The sequence below is a fragment of the Streptomyces cinereoruber genome (genome assembly GCF_009299385.1).
GTDB classification, from domain to species: Bacteria; Actinomycetota; Actinomycetes; order Streptomycetales; family Streptomycetaceae; genus Streptomyces; species Streptomyces bikiniensis.
Window position 1 is genome coordinate 7,251,367 of sequence record NZ_CP023693.1, and the last position, 16,153, is coordinate 7,267,519.

17 protein-coding genes are annotated in these 16,153 nt (G+C 72.9%); 10 read left to right on the top strand and 7 right to left on the bottom strand.

Annotated elements, in window-relative coordinates; genetic code table 11:
- Positions 1 to 38 precede the first annotated feature (38 nt).
- Positions 39 to 476, bottom strand: coding sequence for a nitroreductase family deazaflavin-dependent oxidoreductase (locus CP977_RS32610; protein ID WP_062760112.1), 438 nt, complete (start codon positions 474 to 476; stop codon positions 39 to 41).
- A gap of 197 nt (positions 477 to 673) precedes the next feature.
- Between CP977_RS32610 and CP977_RS32615 the strand changes: the two genes are divergently transcribed.
- Both CP977_RS32615 and CP977_RS32620 read left to right on the top strand, forming a co-directional pair.
- Positions 674 to 1,438, top strand: a complete 765-nt coding sequence (locus tag CP977_RS32615; RefSeq protein WP_152371361.1) for an alpha/beta fold hydrolase — start codon at positions 674 to 676, stop codon at positions 1,436 to 1,438.
- Positions 1,439 to 1,553: 115 nt separating this feature from the next.
- Entirely contained in the window at positions 1,554 to 2,078 is a 525-nt protein-coding gene (locus CP977_RS32620; protein WP_062760114.1) for a GNAT family N-acetyltransferase, read from the top strand.
- Between the two features lie 54 nt (positions 2,079 to 2,132).
- Here CP977_RS32620 and CP977_RS32625 read toward each other — a convergent pair whose 3' ends face one another.
- The gene (locus CP977_RS32625) at positions 2,133 to 3,389 is read right to left on the bottom strand and encodes a serine hydrolase domain-containing protein (protein ID WP_152371362.1); all 1,257 of its coding nucleotides are present in this window, start codon (positions 3,387 to 3,389) and stop codon (positions 2,133 to 2,135) included.
- A 250-nt stretch (positions 3,390 to 3,639) separates the two neighbouring features.
- Between CP977_RS32625 and CP977_RS32630 the strand changes: the two genes are divergently transcribed.
- The 3 genes from CP977_RS32630 (at position 3,640) to CP977_RS32640 (ending at position 6,404) form a co-directional block, all read left to right on the top strand.
- Positions 3,640 to 4,596 carry a GlxA family transcriptional regulator gene (locus CP977_RS32630; RefSeq protein WP_152371363.1) on the top strand — a complete coding sequence of 319 codons (957 nt, stop codon included), beginning with the start codon at positions 3,640 to 3,642 and terminating at the stop codon, positions 4,594 to 4,596.
- Between the two features lie 110 nt (positions 4,597 to 4,706).
- Positions 4,707 to 5,702: a type I glyceraldehyde-3-phosphate dehydrogenase gene (gene gap / locus CP977_RS32635; protein ID WP_062760117.1), complete on the top strand. Its 996-nt coding sequence runs from the start codon at positions 4,707 to 4,709 to the stop codon at positions 5,700 to 5,702.
- Positions 5,703 to 5,945: 243 nt separating this feature from the next.
- The gene (locus tag CP977_RS32640; protein WP_062760118.1) at positions 5,946 to 6,404 is read left to right on the top strand and encodes a hypothetical protein; all 459 of its coding nucleotides are present in this window, start codon (positions 5,946 to 5,948) and stop codon (positions 6,402 to 6,404) included.
- Between the two features lie 58 nt (positions 6,405 to 6,462).
- On the opposite strand, the gene CP977_RS34305 is transcribed toward CP977_RS32640, so the two are convergent.
- Positions 6,463 to 6,627: a hypothetical protein gene (locus CP977_RS34305; RefSeq protein WP_167309018.1), complete on the bottom strand. Its 165-nt coding sequence runs from the start codon at positions 6,625 to 6,627 to the stop codon at positions 6,463 to 6,465.
- Between the two features lie 148 nt (positions 6,628 to 6,775).
- Positions 6,776 to 7,507 (bottom strand): TetR/AcrR family transcriptional regulator, encoded by a 732-nt coding sequence (locus CP977_RS32645; RefSeq protein WP_167309019.1) that lies wholly within the window; start codon positions 7,505 to 7,507, stop codon positions 6,776 to 6,778.
- A gap of 193 nt (positions 7,508 to 7,700) precedes the next feature.
- On the opposite strand from CP977_RS32645, the gene CP977_RS32650 reads away from it, so the two are divergent.
- The 4 genes from CP977_RS32650 to CP977_RS32665 all read left to right on the top strand — a co-directional run bounded on the left by CP977_RS32650 (position 7,701) and on the right by CP977_RS32665 (position 12,563).
- Positions 7,701 to 9,215, top strand: coding sequence for a flavin-containing monooxygenase (locus CP977_RS32650; protein WP_062760120.1), 1,515 nt, complete (start codon positions 7,701 to 7,703; stop codon positions 9,213 to 9,215).
- 53 nt (positions 9,216 to 9,268) lie between these two features.
- The gene (locus tag CP977_RS32655; RefSeq protein WP_062760121.1) at positions 9,269 to 10,231 is read left to right on the top strand and encodes an AurF N-oxygenase family protein; all 963 of its coding nucleotides are present in this window, start codon (positions 9,269 to 9,271) and stop codon (positions 10,229 to 10,231) included.
- Between the two features lie 98 nt (positions 10,232 to 10,329).
- The gene (locus CP977_RS32660) at positions 10,330 to 11,964 is read left to right on the top strand and encodes an FAD-dependent oxidoreductase (RefSeq protein ID WP_372460765.1); all 1,635 of its coding nucleotides are present in this window, start codon (positions 10,330 to 10,332) and stop codon (positions 11,962 to 11,964) included.
- Between the two features lie 98 nt (positions 11,965 to 12,062).
- Positions 12,063 to 12,563: a hemerythrin domain-containing protein gene (locus CP977_RS32665; RefSeq protein ID WP_062760123.1), complete on the top strand. Its 501-nt coding sequence runs from the start codon at positions 12,063 to 12,065 to the stop codon at positions 12,561 to 12,563.
- Between the two features lie 52 nt (positions 12,564 to 12,615).
- Here the strand turns inward: CP977_RS32665 and CP977_RS32670 are convergent, their stop codons facing one another.
- Positions 12,616 to 13,638 (bottom strand): NAD-dependent epimerase/dehydratase family protein, encoded by a 1,023-nt coding sequence (locus tag CP977_RS32670; protein ID WP_152371365.1) that lies wholly within the window; start codon positions 13,636 to 13,638, stop codon positions 12,616 to 12,618.
- Between the two features lie 129 nt (positions 13,639 to 13,767).
- Positions 13,768 to 14,205: an ATP-binding protein gene (locus CP977_RS32675; protein WP_063915290.1), complete on the bottom strand. Its 438-nt coding sequence runs from the start codon at positions 14,203 to 14,205 to the stop codon at positions 13,768 to 13,770.
- A gap of 315 nt (positions 14,206 to 14,520) precedes the next feature.
- Between CP977_RS32675 and CP977_RS35280 the strand changes: the two genes are divergently transcribed.
- On the top strand, positions 14,521 to 14,961 hold the full coding sequence (locus tag CP977_RS35280) for an ATP-binding protein (protein ID WP_268934025.1): 441 nt from the start codon (positions 14,521 to 14,523) through the stop codon (positions 14,959 to 14,961).
- On the opposite strand, the gene CP977_RS32685 is transcribed toward CP977_RS35280, so the two are convergent.
- On the bottom strand, positions 14,939 to 15,931 hold the full coding sequence (locus CP977_RS32685) for a SigB/SigF/SigG family RNA polymerase sigma factor (protein ID WP_062760127.1): 993 nt from the start codon (positions 15,929 to 15,931) through the stop codon (positions 14,939 to 14,941). The two genes, CP977_RS35280 and CP977_RS32685, sit on opposite strands and share 23 nt — an antisense overlap.
- Between the last annotated feature and the right edge of the window lie 222 nt (positions 15,932 to 16,153).

The window sequence follows — 16,153 nt, forward strand, 5'->3', positions numbered from 1 at the left end:
GGCCACGACCGGCCCGGGGTCCTCCGCCGGCCGGACGGTCAGCCGACCCGCTCCACCACGAACACGGGGATCTCCCGGTCCGTCTTCCGCTGGTAGTCGGCGTAGTCCGGGAAGGCGGCGACGGCCCGGTCCCACCACTCCCGGCGCTCCTCGCCGGTGACGACGCGGGCCCGCATGTCCCACGCCTCGGGGCCGTCGCGCAGCTCGACCTCCGGCGAGGAGACGAGGTTGTGGTACCAGAAGGGGTGCTTCACGGCGCCGCCGTTCGACGCCACGAGCGCGTACGCCCCGTCGTGCTCGACCCGCATCAACGGGGTCTTGCGGAGTTTGCCGCTCTTCGCGCCCCGGTTGGTCACCAGGACCACGGGCAGACCGCGCATGGTCGTGCCCTCCGTACCTCCGGACGACTCGTAGAGCTCGACCTGCTCCCGTACCCACGCCTCCGGACTGGGTTCGTACTCACCTTCGAGGGGCATGCGTGTCCTTTCGGCTCGCGTCCGGCGTCGCCGGCTCGGCTCGGGCCGACGCTATCCGACCACCCGCGCGCGGGACGGCAGGCCGCTCCGGCGGGCGTTGTCGGTACCGGCCCCTAGGGTGTCACCCGGCGGAACGACAACGGCACGACCACGCCACGACGACGACACGACAGCGGTACGGCACGGGGGAGAGCGGCATGAGGGAGTTGTTCCTGGCGGAGGAGCGGGCGTACATCCGGTGGATCGACCTGCCGGGCGAAGGGCCCGTACGGGTCTTCGTCCACGGCCTCGGGTGCACGGCCGCCTCGGACTTCGCCCACATCGCCACCCACCCCGCGCTCCGCGGCGGCCGGGCGCTCCTGGTGGACCTCCTCGGCCACGGACTGAGCGACCGGCCCGCGGACTTCGACTACCGCATGGAGTCCCAGGCGGCGGCGGTGGCCGCCGTCCTCGACCACCTGGGCGTGGCGGGGACGGACCTCGTCGGGCACTCGATGGGCGGCGCCGTGGCGATCCATCTGGCGGCGGCGCGCCCCGACCTGGTCGCCCGGCTCGTGGTGGCGGAGCCCAACCTGTCCGCGGGCGGCGGCGCCTTCAGCTCACCGGTGGCCGCCCAGAGCGAGGAGGCGTTCGTGACGAGGGGGTTCTCCCGCATGCTCGCCCTCGCCGGCCGCGTCGACTACGCCGCCCGGCTGCGCCTCGCCGACCCGCTGGCCGTCCACCGCAGCGCGGTGGCGCTGGTCAAGGGGAGCACGCCCGCCACGGGGGAGCTGCTGGCCGGGCTCGCGGCGCCCCGTACCTTCCTCGTCGGGGAGCTCAGCCTGCCGGACGCCGATGCGGAGAAGGCCGCCGCGCTCGGCATCCCGGTGATCGAGGTCCCCGGCGCGGGACACAACCTGATGCTGGACAACCCGGACGGCTTCGCCACGGCCCTCGCCCGCTCCCTCGCGCAAGCCCCGTGAACCCTTGCGCAAACCCCTGAACCCTTGCGCAAACCCCGTGAACCAGTCGGACCCGATGAACCCGGCGGGCCGCCCGGTGGCGCGGGCGGTCCGCCGCGTGCGCCAGGATGGGGCCATGACCGAGATCCGCACCCCCCGCCTCGTCCTCCGCCGCTGGAGCGACGACGACCTCGTCCCGCTGTCCGAGATCAACGCCGACCCCGAGGTCATGCGCCGGGTCGGCGACGGCTCGGTCCGCGACCTGGAGGGGACCGCCGAGGACATCGAGCGGTACGAGGAGGAGTGGGACGAGGAGGGCTTCGGCCTCTTCGCGGTGGAGCTCCTCGCCTCCGGCGAGCTGATCGGCCTCGTGGGGCTCTCCGTACCGGACGAGACGGCGGCGGACATCGAGATCTCCTGGCGCCTCGGACGCCCGTTCTGGGGCCAGGGCTACGCCTCCGAGGCCGCCCACGCGGTCCTGGAGTGGGCCCTCCAGGACCGGGGGCTCGACCGAGTCGTCGCCGTCACGCACCTCGGCGACCGCGCGTCCGAGAACGTCGCCGCCAAGCTCGGCATGGAGGCCGAACGCGACCTGGACCACCCGGTCCTCGGCGTCCCCCTGCGCGTCCACGCCATCGACCTCACCGAGTACCAGGCGTGAACCCGAGGGGGCGTCCGGCCGGGTGAAGACCACGGACGCCCCCTCGGGGGCCGGTCAGCGGCGCTCGGGCAGGTCCCGCTCCGCAGGCAGCGACGAGAAGTCGCGGTCCGCGCGCGAGGCCGTCGCCGCGGCCGGCTTCTTGCCGCAGAACGCCGCCTCCAGCGTTCCGCCGAGCGCCGTGTTGACCGCGCCGCGGTTCGAGGAGTTGGCCATGGCCGAGAGGCTGCGCTTGCCGTCGCGCGTCGAGAAGGCGTACGTGTAGAAGCCCTGCACGGTGCCGGTGTGGCCGTACACCTGCGCACCGCACGACAGGTCGTAGCGGCGCAGGCCGAGCCCGTAGAACCGGGTGTTGGTGGCGTCCGTCGGCGTCACCGTCGTCATCGCGTCCATCATCGCCGGGGACAGCAGACGGCCGCGCATGAGGGCCTTGGTGAAGGTGTTCAGATCGGCGGGGCTGGAGATGACGGCCCCGGCGGACTGCGCCCAGGACACGGTCTGCTCCGTGGAGTCCACCAGCGGGTCGCCGGCCGCGTCCGGGTACAGGTACCCGCGGACGTGCCGGCCCGCGATGCGGGTCTCGGGGTGGACGTACGAGGTGTCGCGCAGCTTCAGCGGCTTGAAGATGCGGCGCTGGTACGCGTCCGCCACCGGTCGGCCCGTCAGCTTCTCGATGAGCATCCCGACCACCACGAAGTTGGCGTTCGAGTATTTGTACGACACGCCGGGCTCGGTGGTCCGGGGCAGCGCCAGGGAGAGGTCCACGAGCTCCTGGTAGCCGAACACCCTGTTCCGCACGGACTCGAAGCCCGGCACCGTGTTCGCGAACATCGGGTCGGTGTAGTCGGCGAGCCCGCTGCGATGGGTGAGCAGGTGACGGACCGTGATGCGGTCGTCGGGGAGCAGGCCGGGCAGGTACGTGTTGACCGGAGAGTCGAGCGTCAGCCGCCCCTCCTGCACCAGCTGGAGGAGCACGACCGTGGAGAACGTCTTGCTGACGCTGCCGATCCGGAACCGCGACCGGACGTCCATGGGCGTGCCGTTCACCCGGTCCCGGACGCCGACCGCACGGCTCTGGACGCCGCCGGGGCCGGAGAACCGGGCCATCGCGCCCGGTGCGCCGTTGGCCATGGCGGCGTTCAGCGCGGCGACCACGCCCTCCATGTCGGGAGCGGGAGCGGTGTCCGCCGTCTTCGGGACGGCGGGGGCCTGCGGGGCGGCGGCGGACGCACTGGTGGCGGGGGCGACGCCCGCGGCGAGTGCGGCGATCAGGGTGGCGCTCACGACCAGGCGTCGGTGCGACGTCAGGGGCACGGTGGTTTCCTCGACTTCATCGGGATCGTCCGGAACGGCGCGCGACGGCGGCGCGCCGCGGGGCGCGGAGTACACCGCCGTCACGGCGCGGCCCCGGGCCCCTTGATCATGAGTGCCAACGCCCGGGAAAGGTTCCTGACACGGGCCACGGGATGCGAAGGGATCGATTCCGGTTCCCGCGCCCCGCCTCCCGCGGTCGCGTCCGGACGCCCCCGCCCCGCCCCCGACACGCCCCGCGTACCCTCGTGACGTGCCCGTTTCCCGTCTGCATCGCGTCGCCGTCCTCGTCCTCGAAGGGGCGAAGCCCCTCGACGTCGGCATCCCCGCACAGGTGTTCACGACCCGCGCGAGCATGCCGTACGAGGTACGGGTCTGCGGCGCCGAACCCGGTGTCGTCGCCGGCGGCGACGGCCTGGCCTACCAGGTCGCCCACGGCCTGGACGCGCTCGCGTGGGCCGACATCGTCTTCGTCCCCGGCTACCGCTTCCCCGACCGCGAGGACCCGCCGGAGGCCGTCGTCGACGCGCTGATCACCGCCCACGAGCGGGGCGCGCGGCTCGCCGCGATCTCGACGGGTGCCTTCGCGCTGGCCGCCACCGGACTCCTCGACGGCAAGCGCGCCACCACGCACTGGCACTACGCGCGGGCGCTCGCCGCGAAGCGCCCCCTGATCCGCGTGGACGAGAACGTCCTCTTCGTGGACGAGGGCAGCGTCCTGACGTCCGCCGGCGCCGCCTCGGGCATCGACCTGTGCCTCCACATCCTGCGCGGGGACCTCGGGGTGGCCGCGTCGAACCACGCGGCCCGGCGCCTGGTCGCCGCCCCCTACCGCAGCGGCGGCCAGGCGCAGTACGTGCCGCGCAGCGTGCCCGAACCGCTCGGCGAGCGGTTCGCCGCCACCCGCGAATGGGCGCTGCACCGGCTCGGCGAACCCCTCACCCTCGACGTCCTCGCCCGGCACGCGGCGGTGTCGGCGCGCACCTTCTCGCGCCGGTTCGTGGAGGACACCGGCTACACCCCCATGCAGTGGGTCATGCGGGCCCGCGTCGACCGGGCCCGCGAATTCCTCGAACGCTCCGAGCGGGGCGTCGAGCAGATCGCCGCCGACGTGGGGCTCGGCACCGGGGCCAACCTGCGGCTGCACTTCCAGCGGATCCTGGGCACCACGCCGACCGAGTACCGGCGCACCTTCGCCCGGGGCGAGTGACCCGGACCCGGCGGCGCTCTGGCGTGATACTTGCGGACCGTGGCGATCACGCCGCTGTCACGGGCGCCCGCCGCGCACGAGCATGGGTGGCGAACCGAAGGGACATCGCCATGACTCGCATCGCCATCAACGGATTCGGCCGCATCGGACGCAACGTGCTGCGCGCGCTCCTGGAGCGTGACAGCAGCCTCGAGATCGTCGCCGTCAACGACCTCACCGAGCCCACCGCGCTCGCGCGGCTCCTCGCCTTCGACTCGACCTCCGGCCGCCTCGGCCGCCCGGTGAGCGTGGACGGCGACACCCTGGTCGTCGACGGGCAGCGCATCAAGGTGCTCGCCGAGCGCGAGCCGGCGCAGCTGCCCTGGGCCGAGCTCGGCGTCGACATCGTCCTGGAGGCGACCGGCCGCTTCACGTCGGCCAAGGCGGCCCGCGCCCACATCGACGCGGGTGCCAAGAAGGTGCTCGTCAGCGCGCCCGCCGACGGCGCCGACGTCACCCTCGCGTACGGCGTCAACACCGACGCGTACGACGCGGAGCTGCACACGATCGTCTCGAACGCCTCGTGCACGACGAACGCGCTCGCGCCCCTGGCCAAGGTCCTCGACGACCTCGCCGGCATCGAGCACGGCTTCATGACGACGGTCCACGCCTACACGCAGGAGCAGAACCTGCAGGACGGCCCGCACCGCGACCCCCGCCGCGCCCGCGCCGCCGGCGTCAACATCGTCCCGACCTCGACGGGCGCCGCCAAGGCCATCGGCCTCGTGCTGCCCAACCTGGACGGCAAGCTGTCCGGCGACTCGATCCGCGTCCCGGTCCCGGTCGGTTCGATCGTCGAGCTGAACACGACCGTCTCCCGCGACGTGACCCGCGAGGACGTCCTGGAGGCCTACCGCGCCGCCGCCGAGGGCCCGCTCAAGGGCGTCCTGGAGTACTCGGAGGACGCGCTCGTCTCCTCCGACATCACGGGCAACCCGGCCTCCTCGATCTTCGACTCGGAGCTCACCCGCGTCGAGGGCCGCCACGTCAAGGTCGTCGCCTGGTACGACAACGAGTGGGGCTTCTCGAACCGCGTCATCGACACGCTCGAACTCCTCGCCGGCTGACGAGGACCCGACTCGTCGGCCGACGAGGACCCCACGGTCCACACGGCCGCCGTCCCCGGCAAGCGGACCACACCGCGCCGGCCCCGCAACCGCGGGGTCGGCGCGTCGCCGTTTCCGGTGCCGGCCGGCAGGCAACCGAACGCCCTCCGGACTGCCGGAGTCCGGCATGACGGCCGTCCGCGTTCCCCGTCTACCGTGCGTGGAGGAACGGAACACCGGACACACCGAACACGGGGAGGGGCCATGGCTCTGGGGCCGCTGGAGAGGGGAAGCGACGGTTTCTGGGGGCTCGGCGACCGGGAGCGGAATCCCTCCGGCCGCCATGTCGTCCTCCTGCCCGAGGGACTCGAACAGCGGCACGACGGCGTCCGGCAGGTCATGGTCCCCTGGTCGCGGTTCATGACGATCCACGCGGTGGGACCGAGGTTCGAGGGGCGCCACCGGATCGGGCCCGTCGTCAGGGCGACGCTCCGGGACCCCTACGAGGTGTGGGAGGCGCGGTTCACCCGGCACGCGCACCGCTACCGCACGGCCCACGTCCTCCTGCTGGACGAACTGTTCGTGCAGACGGCCGAGGCGAAGGAGACCGCGCGCCTCGGAGACCCGGACTGGCTGGCGGCCGTGGTCGAACGGCTCGCCCCGCAGAGCCCGTGGACCAGGAAGGCGCTGCGCTCGGCCGTGGCGGAGGCGCGGGAGGCCTGACCGCCCGAGCCTCCTTCCGGCGCGGGGGCGGGCGGCCCGTCGGCCGGCCCGCCCTGTCCTACCGGTCCTTGTCGTCCGGCTCCGGCGGCCGGCCCGCTTCCTCGCGGTCCTCTTCGAGGCGCGCGTCGAGCTTCTCCTCGTCGGGGCGCCGGGGCAGGCCGCGGCCGTGCCCGGTGTCCGGGTCGCCCTCGACTTCCTTGTTCGACTTGTGGTGAGGTGCCATCGGTCTCTCCTCGCCCTGCGACTGCGGGACCGCGCGGCCGGGCGGACGCCCGCTCCACGGGCCAGGGCTCCGGCGGCGCGAGGGGTCCCTCACACTCAAACCCGGCACCCACCGCTCCGCAAACGGAACCGGGACGCCGGGCGCCGGATCACGGCCCGGGCCGCGCCGGCAGCTCCGGAGCCGTGCCGATCGGCTGGTCCGGGTCGAGGACGAGCCCCAGCCGCAGGGTGGACTGCGAGAGGACGCCCCACAGGGCGTCGCTCAGGAAATGCGTCAGGTCGTCGAGGGAGCTCCTCGACCCGGGGTGGGCGGCCCACTGGTTGACCACCCCGTCCACCAGACCGACCATGCCGAACGCCAGGTTGAGGGTGAAGCCCGCTGGCGCCTTCCCGCCGTCGACCAGCTGCTCGGCGTACGCGTCGAGCAGCTGCGCCAGGTGGAGGGCGATGGCCGTGCGGGTGCCCGCCACCACCCGGGAGCCGGCGGGGTGCCGCTCGGGCGAGCCGGCGCCGAGGAACTGGTGGAGCAGGGGGTGTTCCGCGACCCAGCCGACGTAGGTGGCGGCGGCGAGTTCGACGGCCTCCCGGACGGTGCCCTTCGGGTCGAGCGCCGGGTACAGCGCGGCCAGCAGGTCGTCGGCGATCCGCTCGCGGATCTGCTCGTCCAGGTCCTCGCGGCTGCGGAAGATCCGGTAGACCACGGAGCGGGGCATCCCGGCCTCGGCGCCGATCGCCGCCACGCTGACCGAGGGGCCCTCACGGCCGATGACGGCGAGGGCCGCCGCGAGGACCTGGTCGCGGCGCTCGGCCCGGTGGCCGGACCAGCGCGTGTCCCGGCCGTCGGGGCGTCCGTCACCGCGTACGTCTCTGTCCTCCGCCACGGCGTGGATCGTACCCGGCCCGATCAAGAGGCCGCGCGCGGTCCGTTCCCGGGGGTGGCGCATTGTGTGTTACCGCCGGTACCTTGGACGCAGTGACACAGGTAAATTCCCGTACCGGGCGACGGCGTTCGGGTCTGGTGCATCCGATGCACCGGTGCGGAAGCACGCGGGGCGGCGACAGAGGGGTAACGACATGGAGCACCAGCACGTCGACGTGCTGATCATCGGCGCGGGGCTGTCCGGCATCAGCGCCGCCTGCCACCTGGCCGACGGCAACCCCGGCACCACGTACGCCGTCATCGAGCGGCGCGCACGGGTCGGCGGCACCTGGGACCTGTTCCGCTACCCGGGCATCCGCTCGGACTCGGACATGTACACCTTCGGCTACGGCTTCCGCGCCTGGCACGGCACCAGGATCCTCGCCGAGGGCACGGACATCCGCCGCTACGTCCAGGAGACCGCCGAGGAGCGCGGCGTCACCGAGCACATCCGCTTCGGCCGCAAGGCCGTCCGCGCCGACTGGTCGAGCGACGAGGGGCGGTGGACCGTCGAGACCCTGGACGAGGCCACCGGCACGACCGAACTCTGGAAGGCCCGCTTCCTCGTGGGCGCCACCGGCTACTACGACTACGACGCCGGCCACCGCCCGGAGTTCCCCGGCGAGGAGCGCTTCACCGGCACCCTCGTGCACCCGCAGCACTGGCCCGAGGACCTCGACCACACCGGCAAGCGCGTGGTCGTCATCGGCAGCGGCGCCACCGCCATCACCCTGGTCCCCTCGATGGCCGACACCGCCGCGCACGTCACCATGCTCCAGCGCTCGCCCACGTACATCCTGGCGCTGCCCGCCGACGACCCCGTCTCCACCGTCCTGCGCAGGCTCCGCGTCCCCGCCGGGCTCGTCCACCGGGTGGGCCGCGCCCGCAACATCGCGCTCCAGCGCGGCCTGTACGCCCTGTGCCGCAAGGCGCCGTGGCTCATGCGCAAGGTGCTGCTCGGCGCCGTACGCGCCCGGCTCGGCAAGGGCGTCGACATGCGCCACTTCACCCCGTCGTACAAGCCCTGGGACCAGCGGCTCTGCGTCGTCCCCGGCGGCGACCTCTTCAAGACCCTCAGGAGCGGCAAGGCCTCCGTGGTCACCGACCGGATCGAGACCTTCACCGAGAACGGCATCAGGGTGAAGTCCGGCGAGGAGATCCCGGCCGACATCGTCATCACGGCCACCGGCCTGAAGCTCCAGCTCGCCGGCGGCATGGAGATCGCGGTCGACGGCAAGCCCCTCGTCACCCGCGACCACCTCCTCTACAAGGGCGTGATGCTCGACGGCGTCCCCAACCTGGCGATGATCATCGGCTACACCAACGCCTCCTGGACGCTCAAGGCCGACCTGGCCTGCGCCTACCTCAGCCGGCTGATCGCCCACATGGACCGGCACGGCCTCACCAGCGCCACCCCCGTCGCCGCCGCGTCCGACCGCTCCGACGTGTCCGTCATGGGGGAGTCGCTGACCTCCGGCTACATCGCGCGCGGCGACGCGATCATGCCCCGCCAGGGCGTCCGCGACCCCTGGCGGATCTGGAACGACTACTACCGCGACCGCCGGGCCCTGCGGGTCTCCCCCGTCGAGGACCCCGCCCTCCGCTTCGAGCGGACCGCCCCCGGCGCGCGCCCCGCCACCGACCGCCAGGACCACGCCCCGGCGGTCTGACCCCGGACCCGCCCACCCCTTCGGAGACCGCACGCGAGAGATCGAGGACGACGATGACCATCAGCCAGGAGAGCTACCACGAAAGGCTCCGGACGCTGTCCGAGGCGTCGGTGCACATCCACTTCGACGCCTTCACCGACATCGACTGGGACAACCCCGAGTTCGCCATCGACCCGAAGGACCCCCGCTGGGTGCTCCCCGCGGCCGACCCGCTCGGCGGCCACCCGTGGTACCAGGCGCAGCCGCTGGAGGTCCGGACGAAGATCGGCCTGTGGCGGTACGCCAACATCGTCAAGGTCGGCATGCAGTTCGAGAACGTCCTCATCCGCGGGGTGATGGACTACCTCTTCTCGCTGCCGAACCAGAACCCGGAGTTCCGCTACCTCACCCACGAAGCCACGGAGGAGTGCCACCACACCCAGATGTTCCAGGAGTTCGTCAACCGCGCGGGCGCCGACGTGCCCGGCGGCCGGCGCTCCTTCCGGGTGGTCAGCCGCTTCCTGCCGCTGGCCGGCTCCCTCATCCCCGAGTCGTTCTTCACCGGCGTCCTCGCCGGCGAGGAGCCCATCGACCACCTCCAGAAGGCGATCCTGCGCGGCGGCGAGAACATCCACCCCCTGATGCGGCGGCTCATGCAGATCCACGTCGCCGAGGAGGCCCGCCACATCTCCTTCGCCCACGAGTTCCTGCGCGTCAAGGTCCCCGGCTACGGCAGGTTCCGCCGGGGCGCCCTCTCGGTGGCCTTCCCGGTCATCATGCGCGTCCTCGGCGACGTCATCGTGGTCCCCGACCGGAAGACCGCCGAGAAGATCGGCGTCCCCCACTGGGTCATCAAGGACATCTTCTGGAAGTCGCCCGACGGCGAGAAGATGCTCCGCGACCTCTTCTCCGACGTGCGGATGCTCGCCGAGGACATCGGCCTGATGAACCGCGCCTCCCGGAAGGTGTGGCGCGCCCTGCGCATCGACGGACGCCCGTCCCGCTTCCGGGGCGAGCCCGCCCCGCACGCCGCCTGACGCGTCGGCTCCTCGTCCGGCGGGCGTACGCCGTCCGGGCAGCACACCCGCCCGCCCGCCGGGCGGGACCGCCGACCGGGAGCCGTCCCGTCGGCCCCGTGAACGTGAACGGAGAACAGCTCCCCATGCCCTACGTCGTCACCCGGTCGTGCTGCGCCGACGCGTCGTGTGTGCTGGCCTGCCCGGTCAACTGCATCCACCCCGCCCCCGGCGAACCGGGCTTCGGACAGGCCGAGATGCTGTACGTCGATCCCCGCACCTGCGTGGACTGCGGGGCATGCACGACGGCCTGCCCGGTGGACGCCCTCAAACCGCACACCAAACTCACCGAGGGCGAGCTGCCGTTCCTCGAACTCAACCGCGCCTACTACGACACCTCCCCGCACGCCGACCGCACCCCCATGGCCCTCGTGCCCCCGCAGCGCCGGGCGGAGACCGACGGGCTGCGGGTGGCCGTGGTCGGCGCGGGACCGGCCGGACTCTTCGCCGCCGACGAACTGCTCCGGCACCCCGGCGTGAGCGTCACCGTCTACGACCGGCTGCCCACCCCGTACGGCCTCGCGCGGGCCGGAGTGGCCCCCGACCACCAGGACACCAAGCAGGTCACCGAGCTCTTCCGGGCCATCGAGGGCCAGCCGGGCTTCTCGTACCGTCTCAACACCCGGATCGGCCACGACCTGCACCACGCCGACCTGGTCCGCGACCACCACGCCGTCGTCTACGCCGTGGGCGCGGCCACCGACCGGCGCCTCGGCATCGAGGGCGAGGACCTGCCCGGCAGCGCCTCCGCCACCGACTTCGTCGCCTGGTACAACGGCCACCCCGACCACGACGGCGCCGCCCACCCGCTGGACGCCGAACGGGCCGTCGTCGTCGGCAACGGCAACGTGGCCCTGGACGTGGCCCGGATCCTGACCGCCGACCCCGACGCCCTCGCCCGTACCGACATCTCCGACCGGGCCCTGGCCGCACTGCGCGCGAGCCGGGTCCGCGAGGTCGTCGTCCTCGGACGCCGAGGACCGGCCGAAGCCGCGTTCACCCTGCCCGAACTGATCGCGCTCGCCGCCCTCGACGGCGTCGACGTCCTCGTGGAGGGCTGGCCCGAGGACCTGCCGGCGGACGCCACGCCCAAGACGGCGGTCCTCGCCGAACTCGTCGCCCGCACCCCCGTCCCCGGCCGCCGCCGGATCGTGCTGCGCTTCCTGACCGGCCCGGCGCGGATCGAGGGCGACGACCGGGTCACCGGTCTGACCGTCGTACGGACCGAGCTGCGTCGCGCCGACGACGGCACCGTACGGGCCGTCCCCACCGACGAGACCGAGACCATCGAGACCTCCCTCGTCCTGCGCGCCGTCGGCTACCGCGCCGAACCGGTCCCCGACCTGCCGTTCGACGCGGAGACCGGCACGGTGCCGCACGAGCGGGGCCGGGTCGAACCCGGCGTCTACGTCACCGGCTGGATCAAACGCGGCCCCACCGGCTTCATCGGCACCAACAAGTCCTGCGCCCAGGAGACCGTCACCGCCCTCCTGGACGACCTCGAAACCGGCCGTCTGACCGCCCCCGCCGGCCCGCCGGTCACCACGGCCCGCCCCGACGCCGTGGACCTCGACGGCTGGCGGGCGATCGACGCCGCCGAACGGGCCGAGGGCCGCGCCCAGGGCCGCCCCCGCGTCAAGCTCCTGGACCGCGAGGACCTGCTCGCCGCCGCCCGCCGCCCCGCCTCCGTCTGACCCCCGGACGGGCGCGATTGGTTCTCCCCGGCAGGGGTACCCGCCGAAGGCGTCGGAGCGCCGCACGACGGAAGACGAGCCGAGGAGGAGACAGCACGATGGCCGGTAGCAAGGAGAACGAGGACGTGGTCGCGGCCATTCTGGAGGACCACCGCACGATGGAGGACCTCTTCCGCCGGATGCGGAGCGTCGAGGCGGACCGGGCCGCGGCCCTCAAGGAGTTCTCGGCCCTGCTCATCGCGCACGGCGAGGCCGAGGAGGCCGAGGTCTACGGGGCGCTCAAGCGCTTCAAGAACGTCGACGACGAGGAAGTGGACCACGGCACGGAGGAGCACCAGGAGGGGAACGAGGCCCTCCTCGCCCTCCTGGAGGTGGACGAGGTCGGCTCCGAGGAGTGGGACGAGCGCCTGGAGAAGCTGGTCGAGGCGGTCACCCACCACCTCGACGAGGAGGAGCGCACCATCCTCAACGACGCCCGGGAGAACGTCCCCGACGAGCGCAGGGCCGAGCTGGGCGCCGCCTTCCTGAAGGAGCGCGCCCGACAGCTCGCCTCGGACTGCGGCCGCGTGGAGAACGTGCGCGAGGTCGTACGCAGCTGAGAACCCGCCCGTGTCCGCGGGCGGCCGCCACGGGCCGCCCGCGGACACGTCCTCACGCTTCCGCCGGTGCCGCGTCGGCCGCCAGGGGCGGGGTGCCGAGCCCGGCTCCCCGGCCGAGGCCCTCGAGGAACTCGCCGATGGCCTCCTCCGAGGTCCACGACGGCGCCCAGTCCAGCTCCTCGCGGGCCCGCGAGGAGTCGAGCAGGGGCAGCCGCAGGACCGCGTCGAACAGCCCCGGCGCGGCGGGCACGAGCCGCAGCCGCCACGCGGCGGCGAGCACGGTACGGGCCGCGCCCGCCGGAACCGGGACGGCGCGGGCCCTCAGGAGGCGGGCCAGGACGTCGGTGTCGAGCACCGGATCGGCCGCCAGGTTGAACGGCCCCCTGACCGGTCGCACCACGGCCGCCCGGTAGGCCTCGGCGGCGTCGTCGGTGTGCAGCGCCTGGAAGCGCAGGCCCTTGACGGAGGGCAAGACGGGCAGCAGACCCGGCCGTACGACGCGCCACGGCAGGAGCGGGCCCGCGAAGATGCGGCGCTGCTCGCTCGCCGCCTCCTCCTTGAACAGGAACGACGGCCTCATCCGTACGACCCGCAGGTCCGGATGGGCCGGCTGGAACCCGTCCAGGTAGCGCTCCAGATAGGCCTTCTCCCGGGTGTAGGCCGCGCCGGGCCAGCCGTGGGTGGGCCACGACTCGTCCACGGGCCGCCCGTCGGACGGGCCGGGGGAGTAGGCGCCGACCGAGGAGGCGTGCACCAGGCAGTGCACCCCCGCCCGGGCGCACGCCTCGAAGACCCTGACGCTGCCCAGGACGTTGGTGCGCCAGGTCTCGACCGGGTCGTGCGTGGGCTGGAACTTCCAGGCGAGGTGGACGACGGCGTCGGCCCCCGCGAACAGTCCGGCCAGATCGGGACCACCGGGATCGACGTCCGCCGCCGCCCAGCGGACCCCGCCGATCCGGAGGTCGGGGACACGGCGGGCGACGCCGAGCACGTCCGTGACCGCGCGGTCACGGACGAGGGCCCGGACCACGCTGGTTCCGACGTTTCCGGTGGCTCCTGTGACGACGACCCTCATGGTGCTTGTCCAATCGCGGGGAACGGGGGACGGAGGCGGTGAGGACGCGCTCACCGTCGGCTCCCGGCCGGGGAACCGGCCACGCCCTGCGAGTGACCGCGCGGCGCGCCCCGTAAACGCCGGGGCCGCTCACCCCTCCGGCCACGGGTGGTCGGGATCCACGGGCACGGGCGGCACCTCCACCTCGAACCAGACGGCCTTGCCGCCGTCCCTCGGGACGCAGCCCCAGGCGGCCGACAGGCGCTCCAGGAGGTACAGGCCGTGCCCGGAGGCGCGGCTCGGACGGTGCGGGCCGTGGGGCCGGGGGCGTACCGGGCTCGTGTCGCTGACCTGCACCCACAGTCGGCCCCCGGTGCGGTCCAGCCGCAGCTCGTACGGGACGCCCCCGTGGGTGAAGGCGTTGGTGACGACCTCGGAGACCAGCAGCAGGGCGTCCTCGGCGGCGACCTGCCCGGGAGCGCCGGCGGGCCCGAACCACTCGCTCAGCGCCCGCCGGGTCAGGTCCCGGCACGCGCCCACCACCTCGGGAACCTCCGTCAGCTCGTACCGGCGGGTCCCGGAGGCCATGAGCCGCACGTGATGTGCGTGGCGACCGTTCATACGCTGCGGGTTCCCAGGGCGCCCGCCCTGAACCGTCCCGTACGGACACCCGGCCGGCGAGCGCGGCGACGCTTTCGCGGGAAGGTGCGGCGGCCGCGTTTTCCCCGAACCCCCTTCTGTAATCCCTTATATCTCAGGAATGTGCCCACAGTTCTCGGAAAGAGGTAAAAGGAGCAAAAGGTGTGAGAGGAACGGTGAAACCCATGGAACCCACGATGCTCGTACGGAAATTCGTACGGAAGGAAGAGCCGGGAGGCGAGAGTTCCGAGCCCCGACAGGGCCATGGCTGACGGCGGGGGAGACGGGGTCCAGGTGCGGAGGCTGATGGTGCGCGGGGTGCGGCGGGTGGTGTCGCGGTGTCGGGACTTCACGGCGGAGGCGTTGGCGGACTGGGGGTGGATTCCGGCGGGGAGCGAGGCGGGGGAGGAGCGGGTGGAGGACGTCCTGCTGCTGGTGTCCGAGGTGGTGACCAATGCCTGTCTGCACGCCGGGGGACCCGAGGAGTTCGTCCTGCGGCGCGGGCGGGAGGGCGTACGGGTGGAGGTGGCCGACGCCAGTTCCGAGCCGCCCCGGCCGCACGCGCCCCGTTCGCCGGCGCTGCCCGGTGGGCACGGGCTGATGGTCCTGGACAGGTTGGCGGGGGCCTGGGGCTACGAGGTCAGGGGGCCGGGAGCGGCGGGGAAGGTGGTGTGGCTGGAGGTCAGCCTGCCGTCCCGTCCGTAGTCCTGCCGGCGGTTCCGCCGGTGGTTTCCTCGGCGGCTCCGTCCGGGGTTCCGTCCACGGGAGGGCTGTCGTCGTCGAGGCTCGCCCTGAGGTCGCCGAGGATGCGGGTGAGCAGCCGGGAGACGTGCATCTGCGAAAGGCCGATCCGCCGGCCGATCTCGGCCTGGGTGAGTTCCTCGCCGAAGCGGAGTTCGAGGATGTGCCGGTCGCGCTCGTCGAGCCGGTCGAGCAGCGGCCGGAGCGCGATGAGGGACTCGATCAGCTCGTAGGCGGGCTCGGAGGTCGCCAGGTGGCGGGGCATCGCGCCGGGCGCGTTGCCGTCGTCTCCCGTGGGGGTGTCGAGGGAGCGGGTGGCGTAGCCGTGGGCGGCGAGTTGTCCTTCGGCGACTTCTTCTTCGGTGAGGTGGAGGTGGTGGGCGAGTTCGGTGCGGGTGGGGCGGCGGCCGAGGTGTTGTTCGAGGTGGTCGGCGGTTTTGGCGAGGTCGATGCGGAGTTCTTGGAGGCGTCGGGGGACGCGGACGGCCCAGCTGGTGTCGCGGAAGAAGCGTTTCATTTCGCCGACGATGGTGGGCAGGGCGAAGGCGGAGAAGTCGACGGCGCGGTGGGGGTCGAAGCGGTTGATGGCTTTGATGAGGCCGATGGTGCCGACCTGGATGATGTCTTCGGTGGGTTCGGCGCGGTTGCGGAAGCGGCGGGCGGCGAATTTGACGAGGCTGAGGTTGAGTTCGACCAGGGTGTTGCGGACGTAGGCGTGTTCGGGGGTGCCTTCGTCGAGTTCGGCCAGGCGGGTGAGCAGGGCGGCGGAGAGGTGTTGGGCGTCGTCGGTGGAGACGGTGGTGGGCCGGGTCAGCTCGGGCAGTCCGTCCAGTGCGGCCCGGCGCATCGAAGCCCCCGGATTCCCGGCGACCTCCGGCTCGGGAACCGGGTCGGCGGCCCGGGTGCGGATGGAACGGTTTCCGACGGTGGACATGAGGCTCCTTCGACGGGGCGATGGGCCTGCCCTGCTGCCGTGCAAAGGTGGCGGAGGGGGTCCGTCTGGCGAGCTTCCTCTCAAGATGATGCCCGTTTCGAGTGATTTGACACGATTATCGGGGTAGTCGCGCACGACGGCGTGCGCCCCCGTCCGGTGGCAGGCGTCGAGGGGGATGTCGGACCGCCTTTTTGCGGATTATGTGAGGTTTGAGGCTTACAG

Coding starts and splice junctions, on each gene's coding strand:
- CP977_RS32675 (WP_063915290.1), bottom strand. CDS start 14,205: ATGGCCTCCGGGACCCGCCGGTACGAGCTGACGGAGGTTCCCGAGGTG.
- CP977_RS32610 (WP_062760112.1), bottom strand. CDS start 476: ATGCCCCTCGAAGGTGAGTACGAACCCAGTCCGGAGGCGTGGGTACGG.
- CP977_RS32650 (WP_062760120.1), top strand. CDS start 7,701: ATGGAGCACCAGCACGTCGACGTGCTGATCATCGGCGCGGGGCTGTCC.
- CP977_RS32665 (WP_062760123.1), top strand. CDS start 12,063: ATGGCCGGTAGCAAGGAGAACGAGGACGTGGTCGCGGCCATTCTGGAG.
- CP977_RS32655 (WP_062760121.1), top strand. CDS start 9,269: ATGACCATCAGCCAGGAGAGCTACCACGAAAGGCTCCGGACGCTGTCC.
- CP977_RS32615 (WP_152371361.1), top strand. CDS start 674: ATGAGGGAGTTGTTCCTGGCGGAGGAGCGGGCGTACATCCGGTGGATC.
- CP977_RS32670 (WP_152371365.1), bottom strand. CDS start 13,638: ATGAGGGTCGTCGTCACAGGAGCCACCGGAAACGTCGGAACCAGCGTG.
- CP977_RS32640 (WP_062760118.1), top strand. CDS start 5,946: ATGGCTCTGGGGCCGCTGGAGAGGGGAAGCGACGGTTTCTGGGGGCTC.
- CP977_RS32685 (WP_062760127.1), bottom strand. CDS start 15,931: ATGTCCACCGTCGGAAACCGTTCCATCCGCACCCGGGCCGCCGACCCG.
- CP977_RS35280 (WP_268934025.1), top strand. CDS start 14,521: ATGGCTGACGGCGGGGGAGACGGGGTCCAGGTGCGGAGGCTGATGGTG.
- CP977_RS34305 (WP_167309018.1), bottom strand. CDS start 6,627: ATGGCACCTCACCACAAGTCGAACAAGGAAGTCGAGGGCGACCCGGAC.
- CP977_RS32620 (WP_062760114.1), top strand. CDS start 1,554: ATGACCGAGATCCGCACCCCCCGCCTCGTCCTCCGCCGCTGGAGCGAC.
- gap (WP_062760117.1), top strand. CDS start 4,707: ATGACTCGCATCGCCATCAACGGATTCGGCCGCATCGGACGCAACGTG.